A 20290-nucleotide genomic window follows, 5' to 3' on the forward strand; every position below is an offset into this window, starting at 1 on the left:
CGGCACCAGGCCTCCGCTCGCGCGACGCCGGCCGCCAGCGCGGCCGCGGCGTCCTGCGACGCCAGCGGCCCGACCTCCACCGTCACCAGCCTCTCGCCCAGGTCACTGTCCGGGTCGAGGGAGCGCGCCGGCGCGCGCCGGATCGCCGGGCTGTCCAGGTCCACCGCATTGGCGATCAGCGTCGCCGCGGCATCCGCAGTGGCGGCGTCCGCCGCCAGCACCGTCACCGCATCCGCGATGCCCAGCGATAAGGACCGCCCATGCCGGCCGGAGGTGGCGATGCCGCCGATGCCGTGCTCCGCGGCGATGCGCAGCGCGCCGTCAAACACCGGCGCCGCCGCCACCCCGCCCGGATCCGCCGCCATCCCGACGGCCAGGCTCTCCCCCTCGGCGACGAACAGCGCGATATCGCCGCCATCGTTCACATAGGCCTTGCGCAGCCGCGGCGCCGCCTTGCGCATCGCCGCCAGCAACTCGTCCGCCACGGCGCCCGCCACCGCCGCCATCGCCGTGACGAAGACGCCGCGCGCAGCGAAGGGCGCGCAGCCGGCGGCCATGCGCCGAGCAACTGCGCCTTGCAGAAGCGGCGTGTCCCGCATGTCGCGCCGCAGCTCCGGCAGTTCCGCCACCAGCTCCTCGAGAAGCCCGTCGAAGCGCGCCGCCGCCGCGCGTTCCGCCGCCGCGACCTGCGCCGCCTCGCCCCAGCCGCGCAGCACCACGTCGATCGGCCCGTGCTGAAGGTGCAGCCGCGCGCCGGTCAGCCGCTGCGCGATCATGGCCTGGCGAAGGGCCAGGGGTTGCCGGGGATCCAGCCCTCCACCCGCAACTGGTCGCCCAGCCCGCGCAGCAGCTCCTCCACCGGCACGATCTCGTCCATGTGGCCGCCCAGCTTCGCATAGAGCGCGCGGGGCAGGGTGAACTCGATCGGGGCTACCAGTGCCGGCGTCGGCACATAGCCGAAGGCGTTGCCCGGAAAGCGCAGCACATCCGCCATCACCGTGATGCCGCCGCCCGGCCAGAGATAGGCCGGCGCGCCGCCCATGGTCACGCGCACCTCCCCGGCGGCCACCGCGCGCGTCAGCAGCACCGGGTTCTCCGTGACGCCGGCGCGCAGAGATCCGCCGGCGCCGGCCATGAACAGCACCGTGCAGAGCGAGGGCTCGCAATTCTCGCCGATGCGCTCCACCACGGCGCGCACCGCAGCCGGCATCTCCGCCGGCACGGGGCGCAGCGCCGCGTCCAGCACGCACCACAGCGCATCCTCCCCGGTGGTGGAGGTCATCAGCAGCCGCAGCCCGGGCCAGGCGACCTTCGCGTCGATGCTCTCGATGACGGCGAGCGGATCGGTGATGTCCGTCCCGCCCCAGCCCAGCCCGGGCTGCGCCACCTGGAAATACCGCCCGGGCGTGGAGCGCCGGCCGCGGACGCGGATGCCCGTGGGCTTCATGCCCAGCACCTTGCCGGCCTGATGCTCGCTCAGCACGCCGGTGATGTGGTCATCCACCACGATCACCTCGTCCGCGTGTCCGAGCCACTGCTGCGCGAAGATGCCGACCGTGGCGCTTCCGCAGCCGACGCGCATGCGCCGCTCCGGCGTCCCGTCCACGATGGGCGCACGCCCGGCCTGGACCACCACCTCGTGCCCGCCATCGATCGTCAGCGTCACGGGTTCGGCGGCGCAGAGCGCGAGCAGCGTCTCGCAGGTGACGTTGCCTTCCTTCTTGTTGCCGCCGGTCAGGTGCCGCACGCCGCCCAGGCTCAGCATCTGGCTGCCGTATTCGGCAGTCGTGACGTGGCCGACCTGCTCGCCCTTCGCGCGCACCGGCGCGGCTTCGGGGCCGAGATGCCGGTCGGTGTCGATCTTCACCTTCACGCCGCAGTAGCTGAAGATGCCCTCCGTCACGACCGTCACCGTGTCCACGCCGTCATGCGTCGCGCCGACGATGAAGGGGGCGGGCTTGTAGTCCGGATAGGTGGTGCCGGCGCCGACACCGGTGACGAAGGCGCGCGAGGGATCCAGCACCTTGCCGTCCCAGGCGCCGTCGGCGAAGGCCACGACCGGCCCGCCGGATTCCACCGTGCGGGCCAGCGCCAGCGCCGGGTCGGTGCGCACCAGGCGGCCATCCTCGTTGGCGTAGCGGCTGCAGGCGCCGGCACGGCCGGGGCGGATGCGGCACAGCACCGGGCAGGCATCGCAGCGGATGATGCCCTCGCCCTCGGACTGCCCGAACTTCTCGCTGCGCGCCTGCGCGCTGACCCTATCGGACATGCAGCGCCTCCCACAGCCGATGCGGCAGCACGGGCACGCGCGTGATCCGCACTCCGGTGGCGTGGCGGATCGCGGAGAGGATGGCGGGCGCCGTCGGCACCAGCGCCGGCTCCCCCACGCCCTTCGCGCCGAAGGGGCCTTCCGGTTCGGGATCCTCGATCAGGTGGACGCGGATCGGTGGCACGTCGCCCGCAGTCGGGATGAGGTAGTCGTGCAGGTTCTCCGTCCGGCCCGGGATGAACTCCTCCATCAGCGCGAGACCCAGCCCCTGCGCGATGCCGCCATGGATCTGGCCGATCACCAGCGTCGGGTTCACGGCGCGCCCGACATCCTGCGCCGCCACGATCTCCTCCGCCTTCACGGTGCCGAGATGCGTGTCCACGCGCACCAGCGCGATCTGCGCGGCGAAGCCATAGGTGGCATAGGGCGTTCCCTGGCCATTCGCGTCGAGCGCGGTGGTCGGGGGATCGTAGCGCCCGTCGCCTTCCAGGTCGCCGGGCAGCGCTGCCAGCTCGATCGTGCGGGACGCGCCGGCGGCATCCGTCACGGTCAGCCGCGTCCCCGCCAGAGCCAGCGTCGCGTCCTCGCCGGCATTGGCCAGCGCCAGGATGCGCCGCCGCAGATCCAGCCCGGCCTCGTAGGCGGCGCGCCCGCTGACGAAGGTCTGGCGCGAGGCCGAGGTCTTGCCTGCGTCGAATGTGAGCGACGTGTCGCCCAGCACGAAGCGGAAGGCAGCCAGCGGAAGTCCGAGCGCATCGGCGCAGATCTGGGCGATCACCGTCGTGCTGCCCTGGCCGATATCGACCGCGCCGTTGAACAGCGTCAGCGTGCCATCGCGGCCCAGCACGACGCGCATGCGGGAGGGGTTCGACATGGAGGTGTTGCCGCAGCCGTACCACATGCAGGCAATGCCCGCGCCGAGGCGGTGGCGTGTCGCGCGCGCGTTGTGCGCCGCGACGCGGCCGAGCATAACCTCCCAGTCCGGCTTCAGCGCATCGAGGCATTGCGGCAGCCCCGCCGAGGCGTGCAGCACCTGGCCGGAGGGCGTGACATCGCCATGCCCGATCGCGTTGCGCCGCCTGATCTCCCAGCGGTCCAGGCCGAGCCGTTCCGCCAGGTCGTCCACCAGGGTTTCCGTCGCGATCGCCGCCTGCGGCACGCCGAAGCCGCGGAAGGCGCCGGCCGGCGTGTCGTTCGTGTAGACCGCGCGCGTGCGGTTGCGGACATGCGGCACGCGGTAGGGGCCGGAGGCATGCACCGGCACGCGGTTCGCGACCGTGGGCCCCCAGCTCGCATAGGCGCCGGTGTTGAAGTCTCCGTCCAGCTCGAAGGCAGTGAAGCGTCCATCCGCGTCCGCCGACATGCGCGCGCGCAGCTCCGCCGGATGGCGCTTGGTGGTGGAGGCCATGCTCTCGGTGCGGGAATAGGTGATGCGCACGCGCTGCGCCGCCAGCCGTACCGCCACGGCGAGCAGCGGCTGAATGGAGACGTCGAGCTTGCCGCCGAAGCCGCCGCCGCAGGCGCTCGGCCGGATCACCACGAACTCCTCCGGCGCGCCGACCACGCGCGCCGTCTCCTCGCGATCCATGTAGGGCGCCTGTGTGCAGGCCACCACCTCGATCCGGTCGGGATGACCCTCGGCATGCCCGGCCTCGGGCTCGATATAGGCGTGCTCGACGAAGGGCGTGCGGAAGCTGCCCTCGGCCGTCGTGGCCGCGCCGGCATGGCCCGCGGCGACGTCGCCGGTCTCGAGGAAACCGCGCACCAGCACGTTGCCGGGCGCATGGGCATGCAGCTGCGGCGCATCTGGCGCGAGCGCGGCGGCAATGCCGTGCAGCGCGGGCAGCGGCTCCCAGGCGATGGGCAGGTCGGCGTCGCGCACCGCCTCCACCGACGCGCGCGTGCCCACGAGCAGCAGCACCGCCTCGCCGCGGAAGCGCACCTCGCCATCGGCCAGCGCCGGCTGGTCCTTCAGGTTCGGCATGATGCCGAAGGCGTTCTCGCCTGGGATGTCCGCGGCGGAGAGGATGCGCCGCAGGCCGAGCCGGCAGCGCGCCGCCGCCAGGTCGCCAAGAGTGAATCGCGCGCGCGCATGCGGCGATCGCACGACGCGCAACCAGAGTGCGTCCTCCGGCGCACCGTCGGCGCCGAAGCGCTCCGTGCCAGCAACCTTCGGCCAGCCATCGAGCCGCGCGACGCCCGCGCCGACCGCCTCGCCGGCCGGCGGCATGGCGGTCAGCGCCGGCGCCGCATCCAGGATGGCGTCGATGATCTTCCGGTAGCCCGTGCAGCGGCAGAGCACGCCGCCGATCGCATCCTGCACCGTCTCCCGCGTCGGGGTCGGGTCGCGCCGCAGCAGGTCGGCCGCGGCCATGATCATCCCCGGCGTGCAGATGCCGCATTGCGCCGCGCCATGCGCGAGGAAGGCCGTGCGCAGCCGGTTGAGCAGCGGGTCCTCCGCCTCGATCGTGGTGACGGCGGCTCCTTCCACCTGCGCCGTCGGCACCAGGCAGGCGCAGGCCTGCGCGCCGTCCAGCAGGACCGTGCAGGCGCCGCAGTCGCCCGCCTCGCAGCCGACCTTGGTGCCGGTCAGGCCCAGCCGCTCCCGCAGCGTGTCCGACAGCGGCGCGAAGGGCGGCGCCTCGACCTCGACGCGCGCACCGTTCAGGGTGAAGGCGATCATGCGGACAGCCCCCGCAGCAGGTCGCGCAGCAGCGTCAGTGCCGCATCGCGCCGATAGGCCGCGGAGGCGCGCACGTCGTCGATGGGCGAAAGGGCGTCGAGATGGGCGGCCTCAGGGACCTCGGCGGCCTCGCGCAGCGCGGCCCCGCGCAGCGCATCCTCGAGATCCGGCAGCCGCCGTGCCACCGCGGAGCAGGCGCCGACCGCGACGCGCGCCTCGGTGATGCGGTCCGCATCATCCGTCGCGACCACGCCCGCCGCCATGGCGATGGAAATCACCAGGTAGCGCCGGGCGCCGAGCTTCACGAAGCCTCCGCGCGCACGGGGCTGGCGCGACACCAGGAGCGCCGTGACGATCTCGTCGGGGGCGAGCGCGGTGGCGCGGTAGCCCGAGAGGAAGGCGCCGAGCGGCAGCACGCGGCGGCCGCGTGCCGAGGCCACGTCCACCACGGCGTCCAGCGCCAGCAGGTTGGGGATGCCGTCGCCGGCCGGCGAGGCGGTGCAGAGATTCCCCACGATCGTCCCGCGGTTCTGCACCTGCGTCCCGCCGACCTCCCGCGCCGCCGCCTTCAGCCCGTCGAACAGCGGCGGCAGCGACGCATGGCGCAGCGCCGACCAGGTGACGAGGCAGCCGATGCGCCAGCCGCCGACGCCCTCCTCGATGCGGTCCAGCCCGGGAATGGCGGTGATGTCCAACACGTCCTTGTGCGTCGGATCACCCCAGGCGCGCCGGCCGGCATGGGCGGGATAGACGTCCGTCCCGCCCGCGATCACCGCGACATCCTGCGTGGCGCGGATGGCCAGCGCATCCTGAAGGCTGCGCGGGCGATGATAGGCGATCATGCGAAGGGCCCGAACAGCCGCTCGGCCTGCTCGGCCGTGTAGTAGCCGCGCGTGACGTCGCGCGCGACCATCACCCTGTCCCGCATAAGAGGGTCGCCGTAGCCGCCGCCGCCCGGCGTCATCACCTCCACACGGTCGCCCGCCACCAGGCGCAATCCCTGGTCCTTCGACAGGTGCTCCGGGACGGTGGTGACGCCGCCGCGGTGCAGCCGAACGACGTTCGGCGCCCCGGGCTGGCCGCCGAGCACGCCGGGCGGGCCGAAGCGGCCATGGTCCATGACGAAGCTCGCCTTCGCCTCGCCGCGCAGCAGTTCGACCTCGTAATGCACGCCGAAGCCGCCGCGCCGCTGACCGGCGCCGCCGGACCCCTCATGGATGGCGAAGCGGCGGAACAGTACGGGAAAGTACTGCTCCATCACCTCCACCGGCGCGGTCTTGCTGATGCCGATGGTGGAGCAGCCATTCGTCAGCCCGTCGTCATGCGCGTTGCCGCCATAGCCGCCACCGGTGATCTGGTACATCACGTAGCCCGTGTTGCGCGCCGGATCGACGCCCCCCAGCGCGAAATTGCCGGAGGTCCCGGCCGGCGCCGCCCAGAGCTCCTCCGGGATCGCCTGTGCCAGCGCGAGGAACACCGCCTCCGCGATGCGCTGCGACACCTCCGCCGCGCAGCCGGAGACCGGGCGGGGATAGCGCGCATCCAGGAAGGTGCCCTCGGGCCGGATCACCTCCAGCGGCTCGAAGGTGCCGGCATTGATCGGCACGTGCGGGAAGACGTGCTTCACGGCGAGATAGATCGCGCTGCAGGTCGTCGCCCAGACGGAGTTCATGGGACCCTGGCAGGGTGGGGAGGAGCCCGACAGGTCGAAGGTGAGAGTCTCGTCGCGCTTGGCGACGGTCAGCGCGATGCGCAGCGGTTGGTTCACCACCCCGTCCGAATCGACGAAGGCTTCGGAGGTGTAGACACCATCAGGAATGCGCCGGATCTCCGCGCGCATCCGCTCCGCCGCGCGGGCACGGATGCCGGCGATGGCGGCCTGCAACGCGGCCGCGCCATGCCGCGCGATCAGCTCCCGCAGGCGGCTTTCGCCGACCAGCAGCGCCGCTGCCTGCGCCTTGATGTCGCCGATGCGCTGCTCGGCGACGCGGATGTTGGACTGGATGATCGCCAGGATCTCCCGGTCCAGCTCGCCGCGCTTGAACAGCTTCACCGGCGGCAGGCGCAGCCCTTCCTGCTCCACCTCCGTCGCATGCGCGCTGAACCCGCCCGGCACCATGCCGCCTATATCCGGCCAGTGGCCGGTGTTCTGCAGCCAGCAGAACAGCGTGCCATCGACGAAGACCGGCCTGGCGAAGCGCACATCCATGAGATGCGTGCCGCCCAGATACGGGTCGTTGACGATGTAGATGTCGCCCGGCTCCGGCGGCGCCACGCTGCCCTCGCAGATCAGCCGCGCCAGATGCGCCGCGGAATGCGCCATGGTGCCGACGAAGACCGGCAGGCCGAGCTCCCCCTGCGCGATCAGCGCGCCGTCTTCCGCGCCGTAAATGCCGTCCGACCGGTCGTCGGCCTCCGCAATCACCGGAGAGAAGGCAGCGCGCGAGAAGGCGATGTCCATCTCGTTGCAGACCTGCTGCAGCCCGGCCTGGATCACGGCGAGGGTGAGGGGATCGATCTCCGTCACACGCGCACCCTCAGATTGCCGATGGGGTCCACCACCGCCTCGCTGCCTGGCTCCAGCACCGTGGTCGCATCCGCCTGCTGGATGATGGCCGGGCCGGCGATGCGCGCGCCAAGCGCCAGGCGTTCCCGCTGCCAGACCTGTGCCTCGTGCCAGGCACCGTCGGCGTAGAGCGGGCGCGTGCCCAGCAGCGCATCGCCGTCGCCCGGTGGCAGCAGGGCGCGCAGGTCGAAGCGGCGCCGCCGGCCGATCACGCTGGTGTTCAGGTTGACGAGCACGGCGCGGATCTCCGGCATGCGGATCTGGAAGCGCGCAAAATAGGCCGCCTCGAAGGCCGCCTGGATCTCCGCCCGCGTCATCGCCGCGCGCGGCAGCGCCACGCGGATCAGGTGCGTCTGGCCGCGGAACTGCATCTCCGCGCTGTGCAGCACCACCGCCTCCTCCACCTCGCCCTTCTCCGCCAGCACGGTGGCGAGCCCGCGTTCGCGTTGCGCGGCCAGCACGGCGGCGATCTCGTCCTCCGGGATGTCGTCCAGGCCGCGGTTCAGCGTGTTCACGAGGTCCTGCCGCAGGTCGGCCACCAGGCAGCCGAGCGCGTTGGTCAGCCCCGGCCGCGCCGGCACCAGCACCTCCGGGATGCCGATCTCGCGCGCCAGCGCCACGGCGTGCAGCGGCCCGGCGCCGCCGAAGGCGAACAACACGAAGTCGCGGGGATCGTGGCCCTTGGAAAGCGAGACCATGCGGATCGCGCCGGTCATGTGGACATTGGCCAGCCGGATCACCGCCGCCGCCGCCTGCTCCACGCTCAGGCCGAGCGGGTCGCCGATGTCGCGGGCGAAGGCGTCGCGGATGCGCTGCATGGGCACCGCATCTTGCACGGCGAGCAGGCGCGCCGGATCCAGCCGCCCCAGGACGAGGTTTGCATCCGTGATGGTCGGCCGCGCGCCGCCGCGGCCGTAGCAGATCGGCCCGGGCTGGCTGCCCGCGCTGTCCGGCCCGACGCGCAGCATCCCCGCGCGGTCGAGCCCCGCGATGGAGCCGCCGCCCGCGCCGACGGTCCGCACGTCCACCATCGGCAGGTGGATCGGCAGGCCGTAGGCGATGGAGAGCTCCGCGGAGACCTCCGGCACGCCGCCGGCGATCAGCGCGACATCCGTGGAGGTGCCGCCCATGTCGTAGGTGATGGCGTTGGACAGCCCGCTCTGCGCCAGCGTCGCCGCTGCCGCCATGACGCCGGAAGCCGGGCCGGACATGACGGTCTTCGCCGCGTCCTTCGCCACCAGCCGCGCCGGCACCGTGCCGCCATTGCCGTTCATCACCAGCAGGTCGCGCGCGTGGCCGGCCTCGGCCAGCTTCGCCTGCAGCCGGTGCAGGTAGCGGTCCAACACGGGCTGCACAGCGGCGTTCACGCTGGCCGTGGTGCCGCGCTCGTATTCCCGGAACTCCGAGAGCAGCTCGTGGCCAAGGGTCACATAGGCGCTCGGCCAGATCGCGCGGGCGATCTCGCCGGCACGACGCTCATGCGCGGGGTTGGCGTAGGCGTGCAGGAAATGCACCACCAGCGCCTCGCAGCCCGCATCCAGCAGCGCGCGCGCCTCCTGCTCCACCGCGGCCTCGTCCAGCGGCACCAGCACCTGGCCGCGCGCATCCATCCGCTCCGCCACCTCGCGCCGCAGCTCGCGCGGCACCAGCGGCTCGAAGGTGCCGGTCAGGCCATAGGGGTGCGGGCGTGTCCGGCGGCCGAGCTCCAGCACGTCGCGGAAGCCCGCCGTGGTGATCAGCCCCACGCGGGCCAACTTGCGTTCCAGTACCGCATTGGTCGTCGCCGTGGTGCCGTGGATGATCAGGTCGAGCGTGGCGGGTTCCGCGCCCGCCGCGACGATGGCCGCCAGAACGCCATCGGCCTGGTTCGCCGCCGTGGTCGGCACCTTCGCCAGCCGCACCGTCCCGTCCGCCGCCTGCAGCAGCAGGTCGGTGAAGGTCCCGCCCACATCGATGCCCGCCACGCGCCTCATACGGTCAGGTAGGCCTCCCGCACATGCTCGTCCGCCTCCAGCGCCTCCATCGTGCCCTCGTAGCGGATCTCGCCGCGCTCGATCACATAGGCACGGTCGGCGACCGCCGCCGCGAAGTCCAGGTTCTGCTCGGAGAGTAGCACCGAGATCCCCTCGGCCTTCATGCGCAGCACGGCCTCGGCCATCTGCTCCACGATCACCGGGGCCAGGCCCTCGCTCGGTTCGTCCAGCAGCACGGCGTCGGGGTTGCCCATCAGGGTGCGCGCGATGGTCAGCATCTGCTGCTCGCCTCCTGACATGGCCGCGGCGCGCCGCCCGCGCATCTCCGCCAGATTGGGGAACACGGCGAAGAGCCGCTCCGGCGTCCAGGCGTCACGGCCCGCGCGCGGCGGGCGGCGGCCGACCTCCAGGTTCTCGAACACCGTCAGGTCGGTGAAGATCCGCCGCTCCTCCGGCACGTAGCCAAGGCCGAGGCGCGCGATGCGGAAGGGCGGCAGGCCGGTGATGTCGGTGCCGGCGAAGCGGACCTTGCCGCCGCGTGGCGGCAGCAGGCCCATGATGGCCTTGAGCGTGGTGGACTTCCCGGCGCCGTTCCGTCCCATCAGCGCCGCCACCTCGCCGCGCCGCAGCGCAAGCGTGACGCCGAACAGAACCTCCGCCGGGCCATACCCGGCCTTCAGCCCCGCCACATCCAGCACCGCCTCAGCCATGCGCGCGACGCGCACGAAGCGCGGCCCGGACGCCGGTGGTGCCGAGGTAGACGCGCTGCACCTCGGGATCGTCGCGTACCTGCTCCGGCGTGCCGGCGGCGATGATCTCGCCGCGCACCAGCACCAGGATGCGGTCGGCATGGGCGAAGACCGCGTCCATGTCGTGCTCGGTGAACAGCACGCCGATGCCTTCCTCCCGTGCGATGCCGGCGGTCAGCTGCATCAGCCGCGCGCGTTCGCGCGGTGCCATGCCCGCCGTCGGCTCGTCCATCAGCAACAGCCGCGGTGCGGCGGCCAGCGCGATGGCCAGCTCCACCGTCTTCACGTCGCCATAGGCGAGCTCGCCGATCGGCCGGTCCGCCGCCGCCTCCATCCCCACGCGCGCCAGCAGCGCCAGCGCATCCTGGCGGAACAGTCGGCTGGTCGGCGCCAGCATATCGCGCGTGCGCCCGGCATGGGCGATCAGCGCCATCTGCACGTTCTCGATGACGGACATGGAGAGGAAGGTCTGCGCCACCTGGAAGGTGCGCCCGACGCCCATCCGGCAGACCTCGCGCGGCGGCAGGCCGGTGATGTCCTCCCCGCCCAGCAGCACGCGCCCGCTGTCCGGTCGCAGCTGCCCGCCCACCATGTTGAAGGTGGTGGACTTGCCCGCGCCGTTCGGCCCGATGATCGCCAGCATCTCTCCTGCTGAAAGCGCGAAGGCGACATCGCGCGCCGCGACCACACCGCCGAACCGCTTGTTCAGCGCTTCCGCCGCCAGCAGCGTCATGTCCGCGCCCTCAGCGCGCCCCAGGCGCCGCCGAGCCCGCGCGGGAAGATCAGCACCAGCGCGATGATCGAGGCGCCGAGCAGGAAGCGCCAGTAGTCGGTGAGCGGCATGAAGACGTCCTTGATGGCGTGGAACGCCGCCGCGCCGACCACGGCGCCCATCACGGTCTGGATGCCGCCCAGCAGGATCATCGCCAGGAAATCGACGGACATCGGGATGCCCAGCATCGTCGGATCGATGGAGCCCTTGGAGAAGGCATAGAGCCCGCCCGCCAGCCCCGCCGCCACGCCGGCCAGGGTGAAGGCCAGCCAGCGATGCGTCCGCACGTCGATGCCGATGGCGTCGGCGCGGGGTTCGGAATCGCGCGCCGCGCGCAGCGTGGCGCCGAAGGGCGCGTAGATCACGTGCCGCAGCGCCAGGATCGCGCCCAGCGCGCAGGCCGCGACGAGGTAGAAGTAGACGTGGCGCGAGGAGGCCCAGGCGCTCGGCCAGACGCCGACCACGCCGTTGTCGCCGCCGGTGAACTCCACCCACTGGAAGCACACGGCATAGGCGATCTGCGCGAAGGCCAGGGTCAGCATCGCCAGGTAGATGCCGGAGAGGCGCACGACGAAGAACCCGAACAGCGCCGCGAACAGCCCGCCGGCCAGCGGCGCCGCTAGCAGCGCCGGCTCCATCGGCAGGCCGCCCTTCGTCACCAGCAGCCCCGCCGCATAGGCGCCCAGCCCGAAATACGCGGCATGGCCGAAGCTGACGATTCCCCCGTTGCCGACCAGGAAGTTCAGCGAGAAGGCGGCCAGTGCGAAGACCAGCACCTCGGTCGCGACCTTTACCGCATAGGCGTCGCCGAACAGCGGGAGCGCCAGCAACGAGGCCACCGCCACGCCGAGCAGCGCGCGTTCCGCCCCGCCGAATCCGCGCGGCGAGAGGATGCCTTCCGGCAGCGCGGCGCGTCCCGCCGCCGGTTCCGGCCGGCCGAGCAGCCCCCAGGGCTTGATCACCAGCACCACCGCCATCAGCAGGAATACCAGCACCAGCGTGATCTTCGGGAAGACGAGGACACCGAAGGCCTGCAGCTGGCCGATCAGCACCGCCGCCAGGAAGGCGCCGGTCACGCTGCCCATCCCGCCGATCACCGTCACCACGAAGACCTCCGTGATGATCGAGAGGTCCATCTGCGCGGAAGCGGAGACTCGCGGGATCTGCAGCGCCCCGCCCAGCCCCGCCAGGAAGGCGCCGAGGAACAGCGTGCCGGTGAACAGCAGCGCCTGGTTCACGCCCAGCGCGCCCACCATCTCCCGGTCGCGCGTGGCGGCGCGGATCAGCACGCCGAAGCGCGTGCGGTGCATCAGCAGCCACAGCAGCCCCAGCACCGCGGGGCCGACGACGATCAGGAACAGCTCATAGGCCGGGAAGCGCTGCCCGAAGATCTCCACGCCGTGCCGCAGCCCTGGCGCGCGCGGCCCGGGGATGTCCACCGGCCCCCAGATCTTCAGCACGGCATCCTGCACCATCAGCACCACGCCGAAGGTCGCGAGCAGCTGGAACAGCTCCGGCACCTTGTAGATGCGGCGCAGCAGCAGCAGCTCCATCGCCACGCCCAGCAGCCCCACCACGGCCGCGCTGATCAGCACGCCCGCGAAGAACAGCCAGGGCGAGCGATCGATCTCCAGCAGCCAAGGCACCACCGTCACCGCGACATAGGCCCCCAGCATGTAGAAGGAGCCATGCGCGAAGTTGACGATCCGGGTGACGCCGAAGACCAGCGTCAGCCCTGACGCGATGACGAACAGCGAGGATGCGCTGGCCAGCCCCGACAGGGACTGGACCAGCAGGAAGCTCGGGTCCACCTAGGCGCTGCGGCGGGCGGCGCGGACCTCGTCCTCGGGGAACATCACCGTCGCGCCGTCGACGTAGCGGATGTTCCGCATCCCGCCCTGCCGGCCGCGCAGCACCGTCTCGCCCACCCAGGTTCCCATCGTGCCCTGCTGGTCGATGCCGCGCATGGTGACGGGACCGGTCACCGTCTCCGTCCGCAGGTCGCGCAGCGCCTCCACCAGCGCCTCGTTGTCCAGGCTGTTCGCGCGGTTCAGCAGGTTCGCCAGCACCTGCACGGTCACGTAGCCCAGCAGGCTGCCCTTGCGCGGCGTGTCGTTGAAGCGCGCGCGATACGCCTCGACATAGGCGCGGTGCGTCGGCCACTCCACCTGTTCCCAGGGATAGCCGGTCACGATCCAGCCTTCGGGGCATTCGTCGCCCAGCGGGATCATGTATTCCGGCTCGCCGGTCAGCAGGCTCAGCACGAAGCGACGCTCGAACAGGCCGCGGGTGTTGCCCTCGCGCACGAAGGCGGTCAGGTCGGGGCCGAACAGCACGTTGAAGATGGCGTCCGGCCGCGCCTGCGCCAGCGCGCCGACGGTCGCGCCGGCATCCACGCGGCCGAGCGCGGGATACTGCTCCGCCACGATCTCGGCGCCCGGGATCGAGGCGCCGATCAGGCGCTTGAAGTTCGCCGCCGCCGACTGCCCGTATTCGTAGTTCGGCGCGACGATCGCCCAGCGCCGCTGCGTGCGGCCGCGCGCGGCCTCGGTCAGCATTCGCGTCTGCATGTAGGTGTTGGGCCGCAGCCGCCAGGTGTAGCGATTGCCCTGCGCCATGGTGATCGCGTCCGACAGCGGCTCCGTCGCGAAGAACAGCCGCCTGCGCTGGTTCGCCAGATCCGCCACCGCCAAGCCCACATTCGACAGGAAGGTGCCGGCGATGAACGCCACGTTCTCGCGCGTCAGCAGGTCCTCCGCCACGCGCACCGCATCGCCCGGAGTCGCGCCATCGTCGCGGAAGATGAACTCCAGCGGCCGGCCGCCCATCACGCCGCCGGCGCGATTGATCGTGTCCGCGGCCAGCTGCATCGCATTGCGATAGGGCACGGAGAACGCCGCCATGCGGCTGTAGCTGTTCAGCTCGCCGATCCGGATCGGCGCCCCCTGGGCGCGTGGGGACCGCAGCCCCACCAGCGCCGCCGCGGCCAGCCCGCCGCCCACGGCCAGCGCGCCACGGCGCGTCAGCGTCTCGAAAGCCATCGTCATCCCCGTCCGTCGGTCCTGCGGTCGGCATCCTCGCCGCGGGCGCCTCGGCGGTCCAGAGGCATTCACTCCGCCGCCAGCCGTTCCGGGTCGATCTGGGCGATCTTCACGTCATAGGCCTGGTAGGCCTGCCACAGCCGCGGCAGGTCGGCCTCGAACAGGCCGCGGATCAGCCCCTGCGCCAGGCGCGGCACCGCATAGACCATCGCGTTGATGGAGGCGCCGGCCGGGCCGAAGGACATGGTGGTGGAGATGCCGAACAGGTGGATGTCGCGGATCCAGGGCGTCTCGCCGGCCTCGCGTTCCAGGAAGCCATAGTCGGGCGCGAGATAGGGGAACTCCGCCAGCCGTTCGTCCGCCTCCTGTGCCGGTGGCGTGTAGCGGTCGGACCAGCGCGCGATATTGTGCGCGAAGCCCGCCAGCGTCGGCACGGCGGCGTAGTCCATCCGCACGCCGGTGCCGCAGACCAGGAAATCCGCCGTGAAGGGTCCGCGCGGCGTGTCCAGCCGCACGCGCCCGTCCTGCATCCGGGCATCGGTCCAGGGTCGGCCGACATGCATGCGGAAATTCGCGTGCCGCGCGCAGCGATCCCAGGTGTCCTGCGGGAAGGCCTCCCGCAGCCCCAGCACATGCGCCATGAAGCGCCAGCGCCATTCGTCCGGCACGGCATGGAGGTTCTGCAGGAAGCCGCCGAAGGTCAGCCAGCGATAGGGCTGCACGAGCTGCGGCTCCGCCCGCCGGCAGAACAGGTGCACCTCCGCCGCGCCATGCTCCAGCGCGGTCGCTGCATTGTCGAAGGCGGAGGCGCCGGCCCCCAGCACCGCCACCACCTTGCCGCGCAGCCGTGCGAAGTCGATCGCGTCGGCGCTGTGGGCGCGGCACGGCGGCGGCAGGTCGGCGACGAAGCCCGGCATCCACCACCGCCCGGCATCCTCCTGGCCGGTGGCCAGCACGACCTTGCGCGCCAGCATCGGGCCGGCGCTGGTCTCCACCTGAAGGCAGGGCAGGCCGTCATCGGTGCGCGCCGGCGCGATCCGCCCGGCCTCGACGCCGTTCCTGACCGGCACGCCGGTGACGCGGCGCAGCCACAGCAGGTAGTCGTTCCACAGCTCCTTCGGAATCAGCTTCAGCGCCTCCCACGCCGCAGTGCCGAACTGCGCCTCGTGCCAGGCCTGGTAGGTGAGGGAGGGGATGCCGAGGTCCGGCCCACTCTGGTCCTTCCAGCTGCGGAGGTTCGGCATGCGCGCATAGGTGAGCCAGGGACCTTCGCGCCCGGCCTCGGCGCGGTCGATCACCAAGATGTTGCGCACCTTCTCCCGCAGCAGGGCGAAGCCGGTGACGACGCCGCACTGCCCGCCGCCGACGATCAGCACGTCCAGCACCGGCCGCCCGCCGCTGCTCTTCGGCTGCAGCCAGTCCATGCGCGGATGCGCGATCAGCGCCAGGTCGCGCGCGACATCCGCTTCCAGCTCCGCAAGGGTCCGAGGCGCAGGCAAGGTGGTCTGTCTCCGGTCGTGCCGACGGCGATATGGGCGCGGTCTATGCGGGCGCCATGCCGCGCTGCGGCGGCAGCTGCATCCCGGCCGCAGCGGCGTCGGTAGCCCAGGCCGGGCCGGTGCGCAGGCAGGACTCCGTGTCCACCGGCACGAACCGGTCCACGAGGACCTCTGCCATGAAGTCACGTGCCTCGTCATCCTCGTGCAGCGCCAGCAGCGCATCAGTCAGGGCGCGCGTGATGCGGGGCGGCGTCTCCGACGCGGCGACCAGGAAGGGGATCGGCGCGGGGTCCGTGCTCTCCAGGATGCGCAGCCCCGCCACCCGTTCCGGCGCGTGGCGGCGCAGCAGGTCGTGCGCGAAGCCGTCCATCGGCCCGACATCGCAGCGCCCCTCCCGCACCGCCTGCGCCACCGCCAGCGGCGTCACCAGCGGCCCGACCGCACCGGCAAAGGGGAAGCGTGCCGCGTAGCGCAGCAGGTGGTGCCTCGGCGCGTTGCAGCCGGAATGGCTGTGCGCGACCGTCCAGCCCAGCCGTCCGCCGAAGGCGTCCGGCAGGTGCCGGTAGGGCGCGTCCCGGCGCACCACGAAGTCGGTCATGTAGACCGGCCGACCGCCATAGCGCGGCAGGCTTGGCAGCGGGGCGGCGAGAGGGATGGGGCGCGGTTCCGGGTGCATCGCCCAGGGCCAGCCGCACATGAAGACGCAGCCCATGTCGGGCCGCGCCCAGAGCTCCTCGATCGGCGCCGGCGCCATGTGGATGAAGGGGGCGAGATGCATGCCGGACCGCGCGACCAGCCGTGCGAAAAGGCCATGCCAGGCGTCGCGCGCGCTCGGCGCGACGTCGTACATGCGGGAGCAGGCAATCAGTTCCATGCTCCCCAGCTTGCCATGCCGGCATGTTTCTTGCCACGCTCCGCACATGTCGGAGAGCGAGCTTCCCCGCGCCGCCGCGCTGGCCCCGTCCCCCGTCTGGTGGCGGCGGTGGGAGCTGCCGACCTGGGGCGTGGCCGTCGCCATCTATGCCAGCTGGTTCCTGCTGGTCTGGTTCCATGCCGCCATCCCCTGGCCGCTGCTGATGCTGCTGGGTGGCTACGTGCTCGCCTGGCATTTCTCCCTCCAGCACGAGGCGATCCATGGCTGGCGCAGCATCCCGCGCTGGCTGCGCAGCGCGGTGGTCTGGCCGCCGATCGGCGGCTGGTGGCCCTTCGAGCTCTACAAGCGCAGCCACAGCGCGCACCACCGCAACACCGTGCTGACCTATCCCGGCGAAGACACGGAGACGCAGTACCATCGCCAGGCCGACTGGTCGCGCTATTCCGCCCCCTGGCGCGCGGTGCTGCTGGCCAACCAGACGCTGGCCGGGCGGCTCCTGATCGGTCCCTTCCTGCGGCTGCGCAAGCTCGCGATCGTGGAGTGGGGCAAGCTCTCGCGCGGCGACTGGTCGGACGTGCCGACCTGGCTCGGCTTCTTCTGCGGGCTGGCGGTGATCCTGTGGTTCGTGACACAGGTCGCCGGCATGCCGCTCTGGCAGTATTACGTGCTGATGGTGCTGCCCGGCATCTCCATCGGCCTGCTGCGCGCCTTCATCGAGCACCGCTGGGGTCCCACGCCGGGTGAGCGCACGGCCAGCGTCGAGAGCAACTGGGTCTTCGGCCTGCTCTTCCTGTGGAACAACCTGCACATCGTGCACCACCTCTATCCCCAGATGCCGTGGTTCGAGATCCCCGGCTTCTGGCGGCGTAACCGCGAGAAGCTGCTGGCGCACAACGGCCACTTCGTCTTCCGCGGCTACTGGCAGATCGCGCGGCAGTGGCTGTTCACGCCGGTCTTCATCCCGGCCCATCCGGCCCGCTGAACCATCATCCTGAAGGGGGACAAGAGATGAACCGACGGCACCTGATGGGCGCGGGGCTTGGCCTGCTTGCCACCCCGCTGGCCGCACCGATGGTGGCGAAGGCGCAGCAGGTCTTCACCTTCCGCTGCCATTCCTTCTCCTCGCCCACCGCGCTGGACCACACGCTGCACCTGGACCGCTGGGCAGAGCGCATCGCGCAGCAGTCGCAGAACCGCATCCGGGTGGAGATGTACCCGGCCATGCAGCTCGGCGGCCAGCCGCGCGACCTGCCGCAGCAGCTGGACGACGGCGTGGTGGACATGATCTGGACCGTGCCCGGCTTCACGCCCGGCCGCTTCATGGGCACCGAGGGGCTGGAGATGCCCTTCATGAACACCGGCCTCTCCGCCACGGAGAGCCAGGCCGCCTACGAGTTCGCCGCGAAGAACCTGGCGGACAGCGAGTATCGCGGCATCAAGATCATCTCCATCCATTCCACCGACCGCGCGCTGATCCACACCAGCCGGCGCCCGATCCGCACGCTCGAGGACTTCCGCGGCCTCCGGCTGCGCGTCGCCGGCCGCTTCATCGGCGAGGCCGTCACCGCGCTGGGCGCTACGCCGGTCGGCATCCCGCTCGGCGGCGTCTATGAGGCGACGGCGCGGAACCAGGTGGATGGCTTCCTGATCAACTGGGCCATCACCCATCCCTTCCGGCTCTACGAAGTCGCGAAGTTCCACTCCGAGCCGAAGGGCGGCCTGTTCCAGGGCATGCTGCTGACGCTGATGAGCATGCGCAGCTACAACCGCCTGCCCAACGAGCTGAAGGCGGTGGTGGATGCCAATTCCGGCGCCGCCCTCTCGAAGCAACTCGGCGAGATCTGGGATACCCAGACCCAGCAGGCCATCGACGCCACGCGCGCTGCCGGCAACGAGATCATCGAGATCCCGGATGCCGAGAAGGCGCGCTGGCGCACCGCCGTCGCGCCGGCCTACGACGCCTGGATCGCCGAGATGAACCGCCGCGGCCGCAACGGCCGCGCGCTGTTCGACGACATCCTGGCGATCACCGCCCGCTTCGGCCGTACGTGACGCTGGCGCGCCTGCGCGGGGTCCTGACCGGCGCCGCGACGCTCGGCGGCATCGTCGCCGGCTTCCTGCTGCTCGGCGCGGTCGCGGTCACCACCGCCTCCGTGCTGCGCGGCGCGATCGTCAACCAGCCGATCCTCGGCGATTCCGAGGTGGTGGAGATGCTGCTCGGCGTCGCCGTCGCGCTCTGCCTGCCGCTCGGCGAGATGAAGGGCGCGCATGTGCTGGTGGACTTCTTCACCCAGAAGCTGCCGGCCCGCGGCATTACCGGCCTGGATGCCGTGATGCGCGCCATCGGCGCGGCGGTGATCGCCGTGCTCGCCTGGCGGCTGGCGATCGGCGGCTGGAACATGTGGGACCGAGAGCGGGAGACGATGTTCCTGCTGATCCCCTATTGGTGGGGCTATGCCGGCGCGGCCATCGGCATGACGCTCTGGACGATCTGCGCCGCCTTCGTGGCGGTGGAGAGCGCGGCGAAGGCGAGGCAGGCCGCGTGACGAACTTCGATATCGGGCTGGCGATGTTCGGCGGCGCTCTGGTGCTGATCGCGCTGCGGATGCCCGTCGGCATCGCCATGCTGCTGGTCGGCGGCATCGGCTATGCCGCGATCTCGGGCTGGGACCGGCTCTTCGCCTCGCTCAACACGCTGACCTTCAGCCGCTTCTCCTCCTACACGCTGTCGGTCATCCCGCTGTTCCTGCTGATGGGCGACTTCGCCACCAAGGGCGGCATGAACCGCGCGCTGTTCCGCTGCGCGCGCGCCTGGATGGGGCATTGGCGCGGCGGGCTGGCGGTGGCGACCATCGGCGGCTGCGCCGCCTTCGGCGCGATCTGCGGATCATCCCTCGCCACCGCCGCCACGATGAGCCAGGTGGCCGGGCCGGAGATGCGCCGGCACGGCTATTCGCCCGCGCTCGCCACCGGCACGCTCGCAGCCGGCGGCACGCTCGGCATCCTCATCCCGCCCAGCGTCATCCTGGTGATCTACGCCATCTACACCGAGCAGAGCATCGGCCAGATGTTCGTCGCGGCCGTGATCCCCGGCCTCCTCGCCACGGCCGGCTACATGCTGGTGGTGAACCTCTATTCCCGCCTCGCCCCCGGCAGCGCCCCCGCTGCCGAGCGCATGCCGTATCGCGAGAGGCTGCGCGCCACCGCCGATGTCTGGCCCGTGATTCTCGTCTTCGTCCTGGTGGTCACTGGCATGTACGACGGCTGGTTCAGCGCGACGGAAGGCGCCGCCATCGGTGCCGCCGCCACCGGCCTCCTGGCCGTGACGCTCGGCGGCATGCGCTGGCAGGGCCTGAAGGAGAGCCTGCTCTCCACCGCCGAGACCACCGGCCTGATCTTCCTCGTGCTGCTGGGCGCCGAGCTGTTCAGCGCCGGCCTCGCGCTCTCGCAACTGCCGACCGAGCTCTCGGCCGCAGTCGCGCGGATGGACGTCGCGCCGATCACCGTGCTGCTGGCGATCCTGGTGATCTACTTCATCCTCGGCTGCTTCATGGAGAGCCTGGCGATGGTCCTCCTGACGCTGCCGATCTTCGTCCCCCTGATGCTCAGCCTCGATTTCGGGCTGGACAGGACGCAGGTGCTGGTCTGGTTCGGCATCCTGGTGCTGATGAGCGTCGAGGTCGGCATGATCAGCCCGCCCTTCGGCCTGAACCTCTTCGTCATCAACGCCATGGCGAAGGACGTGCCGATGGGCGAGACCTATCGCGGCGTGCTGGGCTTCGTCGCCAGCGACGGCATCCGCATCCTGCTGCTGGCGCTGGTGCCAGCGATCAGCCTCTGGCTGCCGGGGCTCTGGTAGGCGCG

General features: G+C 71.6%; 16 protein-coding genes. 4 read left to right on the forward strand and 12 right to left on the reverse strand.

Features of this window, described 5'->3' with window-relative positions; genetic code table 11:
• The 12 genes from OZN99_RS04395 to OZN99_RS04450 all read right to left on the reverse strand — a co-directional run.
• A partial coding sequence (locus OZN99_RS04395) for a UPF0280 family protein (RefSeq protein WP_270933960.1) occupies positions 1-776 on the reverse strand: 776 nt, incomplete at its 3' end.
• Positions 773-2269 (reverse strand): 6-hydroxynicotinate reductase, encoded by a 1497-nt coding sequence (locus tag OZN99_RS04400; RefSeq protein ID WP_270933961.1) that lies wholly within the window; start codon positions 2267-2269, stop codon positions 773-775. The genes OZN99_RS04400 and OZN99_RS04395, both read right to left, overlap by 4 nt.
• Positions 2259-4952 carry a molybdopterin-dependent oxidoreductase gene (locus OZN99_RS04405; protein WP_270933962.1) on the reverse strand — a complete coding sequence of 898 codons (2694 nt, stop codon included), beginning with the start codon at positions 4950-4952 and terminating at the stop codon, positions 2259-2261. The genes OZN99_RS04400 and OZN99_RS04405 overlap by 11 nt, the downstream gene beginning before the upstream one ends.
• The gene (locus OZN99_RS04410) at positions 4949-5794 is read right to left on the reverse strand and encodes an FAD binding domain-containing protein (protein WP_270933963.1); all 846 of its coding nucleotides are present in this window, start codon (positions 5792-5794) and stop codon (positions 4949-4951) included. Before OZN99_RS04410 ends, OZN99_RS04405 begins: the two co-directional genes overlap by 4 nt.
• Positions 5791-7479, reverse strand: coding sequence for a hydantoinase B/oxoprolinase family protein (locus OZN99_RS04415; protein WP_270933964.1), 1689 nt, complete (start codon positions 7477-7479; stop codon positions 5791-5793). Before OZN99_RS04415 ends, OZN99_RS04410 begins: the two co-directional genes overlap by 4 nt.
• On the reverse strand, positions 7476-9482 hold the full coding sequence (locus OZN99_RS04420; RefSeq protein WP_456299868.1) for a hydantoinase/oxoprolinase family protein: 2007 nt from the start codon (positions 9480-9482) through the stop codon (positions 7476-7478). The genes OZN99_RS04415 and OZN99_RS04420 overlap by 4 nt, the downstream gene beginning before the upstream one ends.
• 5 nt (positions 9483-9487) lie before the next feature.
• On the reverse strand, positions 9488-10201 hold the full coding sequence (locus OZN99_RS04425) for an ABC transporter ATP-binding protein (protein ID WP_270933985.1): 714 nt from the start codon (positions 10199-10201) through the stop codon (positions 9488-9490).
• Positions 10194-10973: an ABC transporter ATP-binding protein gene (locus tag OZN99_RS04430; RefSeq protein ID WP_270933966.1), complete on the reverse strand. Its 780-nt coding sequence runs from the start codon at positions 10971-10973 to the stop codon at positions 10194-10196. Before OZN99_RS04430 ends, OZN99_RS04425 begins: the two co-directional genes overlap by 8 nt.
• Positions 10970-12823 (reverse strand): ABC transporter permease, encoded by a 1854-nt coding sequence (locus OZN99_RS04435; protein WP_270933967.1) that lies wholly within the window; start codon positions 12821-12823, stop codon positions 10970-10972. Before OZN99_RS04435 ends, OZN99_RS04430 begins: the two co-directional genes overlap by 4 nt.
• Positions 12824-14059: an ABC transporter substrate-binding protein gene (locus OZN99_RS04440; protein ID WP_270933968.1), complete on the reverse strand. Its 1236-nt coding sequence runs from the start codon at positions 14057-14059 to the stop codon at positions 12824-12826.
• Between the two features lie 62 nt (positions 14060-14121).
• A complete protein-coding gene (locus tag OZN99_RS04445) occupies positions 14122-15552 on the reverse strand; it encodes an NAD(P)-binding domain-containing protein (protein WP_270933969.1) in 1431 nt (476 codons plus the stop codon).
• A gap of 43 nt (positions 15553-15595) precedes the next feature.
• On the reverse strand, positions 15596-16426 hold the full coding sequence (locus OZN99_RS04450; RefSeq protein ID WP_270933970.1) for a phosphate/phosphite/phosphonate ABC transporter substrate-binding protein: 831 nt from the start codon (positions 16424-16426) through the stop codon (positions 15596-15598).
• A 46-nt stretch (positions 16427-16472) separates the two neighbouring features.
• Between OZN99_RS04450 and OZN99_RS04455 the strand changes: the two genes are divergently transcribed.
• Genes OZN99_RS04455 through OZN99_RS04470 form a run of 4 tightly spaced genes read left to right on the forward strand, consistent with a single transcriptional unit; the run spans position 16473 to position 20285 of the window.
• Positions 16473-17408 (forward strand): fatty acid desaturase, encoded by a 936-nt coding sequence (locus OZN99_RS04455; protein WP_270933971.1) that lies wholly within the window; start codon positions 16473-16475, stop codon positions 17406-17408.
• 26 nt (positions 17409-17434) lie between these two features.
• The gene (locus OZN99_RS04460) at positions 17435-18478 is read left to right on the forward strand and encodes a TRAP transporter substrate-binding protein (RefSeq protein ID WP_270933972.1); all 1044 of its coding nucleotides are present in this window, start codon (positions 17435-17437) and stop codon (positions 18476-18478) included.
• Positions 18475-18972, forward strand: a complete 498-nt coding sequence (locus OZN99_RS04465; protein WP_270933973.1) for a TRAP transporter small permease — start codon at positions 18475-18477, stop codon at positions 18970-18972. The genes OZN99_RS04460 and OZN99_RS04465 overlap by 4 nt, the downstream gene beginning before the upstream one ends.
• Positions 18969-20285 carry a TRAP transporter large permease gene (locus OZN99_RS04470; protein ID WP_270933974.1) on the forward strand — a complete coding sequence of 439 codons (1317 nt, stop codon included), beginning with the start codon at positions 18969-18971 and terminating at the stop codon, positions 20283-20285. Before OZN99_RS04465 ends, OZN99_RS04470 begins: the two co-directional genes overlap by 4 nt.
• Positions 20286-20290: the final 5 nt, after the last annotated feature.

The sequence above is a fragment of the Falsiroseomonas oryzae genome (assembly GCF_027856955.1).
Classification (GTDB): Bacteria; Pseudomonadota; Alphaproteobacteria; order Acetobacterales; family Acetobacteraceae; genus Falsiroseomonas; species Falsiroseomonas oryzae.

What these genes read in the sequence shown, in the direction of transcription:
- OZN99_RS04400 (WP_270933961.1), bottom strand. Translation starts at nt 2,269, where the DNA reads ATGTCCGATAGGGTCAGCGCGCAGGCGCGCAGCGAGAAGTTCGGGCAG.
- OZN99_RS04405 (WP_270933962.1), bottom strand. Translation starts at nt 4,952, where the DNA reads ATGATCGCCTTCACCCTGAACGGTGCGCGCGTCGAGGTCGAGGCGCCG.
- OZN99_RS04410 (WP_270933963.1), bottom strand. Translation starts at nt 5,794, where the DNA reads ATGATCGCCTATCATCGCCCGCGCAGCCTTCAGGATGCGCTGGCCATC.
- OZN99_RS04425 (WP_270933985.1), bottom strand. Translation starts at nt 10,201, where the DNA reads ATGGCTGAGGCGGTGCTGGATGTGGCGGGGCTGAAGGCCGGGTATGGC.
- OZN99_RS04430 (WP_270933966.1), bottom strand. Translation starts at nt 10,973, where the DNA reads ATGACGCTGCTGGCGGCGGAAGCGCTGAACAAGCGGTTCGGCGGTGTG.
- OZN99_RS04440 (WP_270933968.1), bottom strand. Translation starts at nt 14,059, where the DNA reads ATGACGATGGCTTTCGAGACGCTGACGCGCCGTGGCGCGCTGGCCGTG.
- OZN99_RS04450 (WP_270933970.1), bottom strand. Translation starts at nt 16,426, where the DNA reads ATGGAACTGATTGCCTGCTCCCGCATGTACGACGTCGCGCCGAGCGCG.
- OZN99_RS04455 (WP_270933971.1), top strand. Translation starts at nt 16,473, where the DNA reads ATGTCGGAGAGCGAGCTTCCCCGCGCCGCCGCGCTGGCCCCGTCCCCC.
- OZN99_RS04460 (WP_270933972.1), top strand. Translation starts at nt 17,435, where the DNA reads ATGAACCGACGGCACCTGATGGGCGCGGGGCTTGGCCTGCTTGCCACC.